We start from the raw sequence: 3,551 nt of genomic DNA, 5'->3' as shown, positions 1-3,551 counted from the left end.
TTCGCCTTACGGTGGAGCTGTGCGTAGATGTGATCAAGAGACAGCCTGCGGCGCCGTGGCGCTGGGCGGCGTGGATTCCCGCCGTGCCCGGCGCCTTCCCGGCTGGGCCTGTGGCATTTCTGCCTTGGAGGGGCTGTTGCCCTCCGGTCACAGTGTTTCGCAGAAGTCGCGGCCCCGTGATCCGGGCCATTGCCCCTTCCGAATGGCCTGAACCATAGTCCGCCCGGGCCTGGCTCCACGCCGGGCGCATCGCTGTGGTGCGCTGGACGAGGAGCTCCCTGTCAGGGGGGCAGGCGGGCTGAAGGGATCGCTGGGCGGTGCGGCCCATGCGCGTGAGGAGGGATTTGATGCGTAAGCTTCTTCTGGGGAGCACGGCCGTCGCCGCTGCTGCTCTGTTCGCCCCGCAGGGCGCTCTGGCGCAGGGTGCCGACCCGTTCCTGCCGCCCGGCCCGCCGATGATGTCCCACCGCGCCCTTGAAGTGCGCGTCGGCGGCTTTTTCCGCTTCAACTACAACTTCACCGAGCAGGGCCAGAACAGCGCCAACAAGGACAGCGGCGCGGGCGTGCCGGTGGCCGGCGCCGCCACCACCCCGAACACCTCGGCGCGTCTCGGCAAGTCCGACTTCGCCTCCGACGCCGAGATCCACATCGTCGCCAACGGCAAGGCCACCAACGGCCTGCGCTACGGTGTCGCGATCGAGCTCGAGGTCGACTACAACGACGGCACCTATTCGCCGTACTCGGGCTCGCGCGTGCGCTCGCCCAAGACCGGCCTCGACACCGACGAGATGTGGATGTACGTGGCCGGCGGCTTCGGCCAGGTCCGCTTCGGTGACGAAGACAACGCCTGGAACCTGATGAGCGTCGGTCACGTCGCCAACTTCGGTACGGGCGGCGTCGACGGCGACTGGTTCGACAGCGTGACCGCGACGCACCGCGCTGCGACCACCTTCACCTACGACTCGGGCGACAACACCAAGGTCATCTACCTGTCGCCGCAATTCTACGGCTTCGACGTCGGCGCCTCCTTTGCCTTCAACACCGGCGAGGGCGAGGACACGGGCTGCATCCTGTCCACCGTGACCTCCGACTGCGACCGCGCGAATGCCTTCTCCGGCGGCTCGCCGAAGCGTCGCAACGAGGTGTTCGGCATCGCCCGCTGGCGCGGTTCCTTCGGCGGCGTCGGCCTGCAGGCCGCGATCGGCGGCATGACCGCCGATGCCACGAAGGGCCAGCAGGTCATCAACTCGGGCATCGCCTCCTCGGTCACCTCGGCCAAGCCGATGTGGATGGGCTATGGCGGCCTGCAGGCGACCGCCTACGGCTTCACGCTGGGCGGCGAGTACTATTGGGGCCAGGCCAACAACAGCTTCGCTCCGCTGGTCCGTGGCGCCGTCGATACGCGCAGGATGGGCGAGGTCTTCGCCGGTGCGTCCTATACCTGGGGCCCGGTCACGGTCGGCGCGAACTACTACGACCTGCAGTCCGCCGGTGCCCAGGGCATCGCGGCTGGCCGCCGCGAGCTGGTCTGGTCGGTCGGCGCGACCTACGTCGTCGCCCCTGGCCTGACCATCGTGACCGACTACTCGGACATCTACCGCAAGGAAGCCGGCTACAACTTCATCTCCGGCACGGCGGGGTCCGCCAACAACAAGGTGACCTCGAAGGTCTTCATCCTGGGTACCCGCATCGCCTTCTGATCGCGGTTTCTATCCAGTGCAGAAGGGGCGGCGGATCCATCCGCCGCCCTTTTTGTATCGGCCGCCATGATTTCTTCGCGGCGCACTCGCTTTTTCCCCCCTTGCAAGTGTCGCGGCGGCTTCTACTGTGCGCCCGCCATGCCAAAGACACGCCTCGCCCTGCTGCTGCTGCCCATCCTGGTGGGGGCCTGTTCCCAGACCCGCCAAGTGGGCAACGACGAATATACGGATGACAGCCGGCGCGCCCGTGTCCAGGGACGTCTGAGCGGCTCCGACGGCATCCTGCTGTTCGGAACCGACCGCACCAATCGTGATGGCGGGGGCGACCAGTCCGGCACCGGGCTCGGCGTGAACGCCTATCTGTGGCGTGCCGCCCTGGACACCCTGTCCTTCATGCCGCTTTCCTCGGCCGATCCCTTCGGCGGGGTGATCATCACCGACTGGTACACGCCGAGCGCCGCCAATGGGGAGCGCTTCCGGGCCACGGCCTATATCCTGGGCCGGCAGCTCCGCTCCGACGGCGTCCGGGTCTCGGTTTTCCGCCAGGAGCTGCACAACGGCACCTGGCAGGATGCCCCCGTGTCCAGCGCGACCAGTGCGGAGCTGGAGGACAAGGTCCTCGCCCGGGCAAGGGAACTCCGCAGCGGACAGGCGACCGCCGCGCGCTGAACCAGGCGCCATCCGGCACCAAGGAAAAAGGCCTTTCCCCCCGGGGGGAAAGGCCTTTCTTCTGGAAGCGGTTCTGGCTGTCCGGATGGGGGCGCCCCGTCAGGCGCCCGCCCGTTACCAGTAGCCGGGACCGCGGACCACGTAGCCGGGCGGCGGCGCATAGACCGGGGCCGGGCGGTACACCACGGGCGGCGGCTGATAGATCACCGGTGGCGGCGCATACTCGTACACGACCGGCGGCGGGGGCGGCGCGTAATAGACCCGGGGCGGCGGGGGCGGGGCCGCCTGCGTGGCCAGGCCAAGGGCGAGGCCGCCCAGGACGCCGGCGCCCAGGCCCAGGGCGAGTGCTCCGCCGGGGCCGGGGCCGTGGTGGCGATGATAGCCACCACCCGGTCCCCAGTAAGGCTGGGCCTCGGCCGGGGCTGCGACGACGGCGCCCAGGGACAGGGCGGCCGTCGCGGCCAGGGTGATCTTGGTGATGCGGCGCATGGGCATTGCTCCTCGATAGCCAAGATGGTGCCGGCCCATGGCGGAATCGAGGCAGGTTTGCCCTCACCCTGGGGCGAAATGCATCACTCTGTAACGGGCTCGACCGGCGCGATGGGCTCCGGCGCGATGACGGCCCCGGCCTCCAGCAGCAGGTCCTCGCGATAGCGCCCGGCCACCAGCTGCACCCCCATCGGCGCCGAAGACGCGTCGGAGGTGGCGACCGTCAGGGCGGGCAGGCCCATCAGCGGCAGCCCGATCTGCACGAGCTGCGCCTCGATCACCCGCTCGAAGCTGGCCTCGCTCTCGATGTCGAGTGCATCGGGGAAGGGCGGCTCCGCCGAGACGGGCAGGAGGACCAGCGGATAGCGCTCCAGGAAGAGGTTCCACTGCCGCAGGAAGCCGGCCCGCCGGGTCAGGGCATCGGCGACGCCATGCTCCCCGGCCTCTGGGGCACGCGCCTCCATCATGGCCAGCACGGCCAGGGATTCCGCCTCGTTCTCGGCCTGATAGGCCTTGTTGCCGCTGCGCCGGCTTTCCGCCAGCCAGAGCAGGGCCTGCAGATGCGCCGGCTCCCGCAGCGGCGGGCAGGGGGTCTCGACCACGGTCCAGCCCGCCTCCTGCAAGGCCAGGGCGGCGGCGCGCAGGGCCTTCTCCACGGCGGGATGGGTGGCCAGCCCCTCGGGGCGCACGCAG

At 69.6% G+C, this 3,551-nt stretch carries 5 protein-coding genes; 3 read left to right on the top strand and 2 right to left on the bottom strand.

The annotated features are described in order from the left end of the window. The 3 genes from ROTAS13_RS27840 to ROTAS13_RS21195 all read left to right on the top strand — a co-directional run. Nucleotides 1–211 (top strand): hypothetical protein (locus tag ROTAS13_RS27840; RefSeq protein WP_216348708.1); only part of this gene is annotated, 211 nt, incomplete at its 5' end. A 136-nt stretch (nt 212–347) separates the two neighbouring features. After that, complete coding sequence (locus ROTAS13_RS21200) at nt 348–1,700, top strand: porin (protein ID WP_075823320.1); 1,353 nt, start codon at nt 348–350, stop codon at nt 1,698–1,700. A 138-nt stretch (nt 1,701–1,838) separates the two neighbouring features. Continuing rightward, a complete protein-coding gene (locus ROTAS13_RS21195; RefSeq protein ID WP_075823319.1) occupies nt 1,839–2,369 on the top strand; it encodes a DUF3576 domain-containing protein in 531 nt (176 codons plus the stop codon). 114 nt (nt 2,370–2,483) lie between these two features. Here ROTAS13_RS21195 and ROTAS13_RS21190 read toward each other — a convergent pair whose 3' ends face one another. Both ROTAS13_RS21190 and ROTAS13_RS21185 read right to left on the bottom strand, forming a co-directional pair. Next, nucleotides 2,484–2,858: a hypothetical protein gene (locus ROTAS13_RS21190; RefSeq protein WP_019462421.1), complete on the bottom strand. Its 375-nt coding sequence runs from the start codon at nt 2,856–2,858 to the stop codon at nt 2,484–2,486. Nucleotides 2,859–2,941: 83 nt separating this feature from the next. Further along, the coding region (locus ROTAS13_RS21185) for an amidase family protein (RefSeq protein WP_253187732.1) at nt 2,942–3,551 on the bottom strand (610 nt) is incomplete at its 5' end.

The organism is Roseomonas sp. TAS13, assembly GCF_001950415.1.
GTDB classification, from domain to species: Bacteria; Pseudomonadota; Alphaproteobacteria; order Acetobacterales; family Acetobacteraceae; genus Roseomonas; species Roseomonas mucosa.
This window is presented reverse-complemented; position numbering and strand designations above follow the sequence as displayed.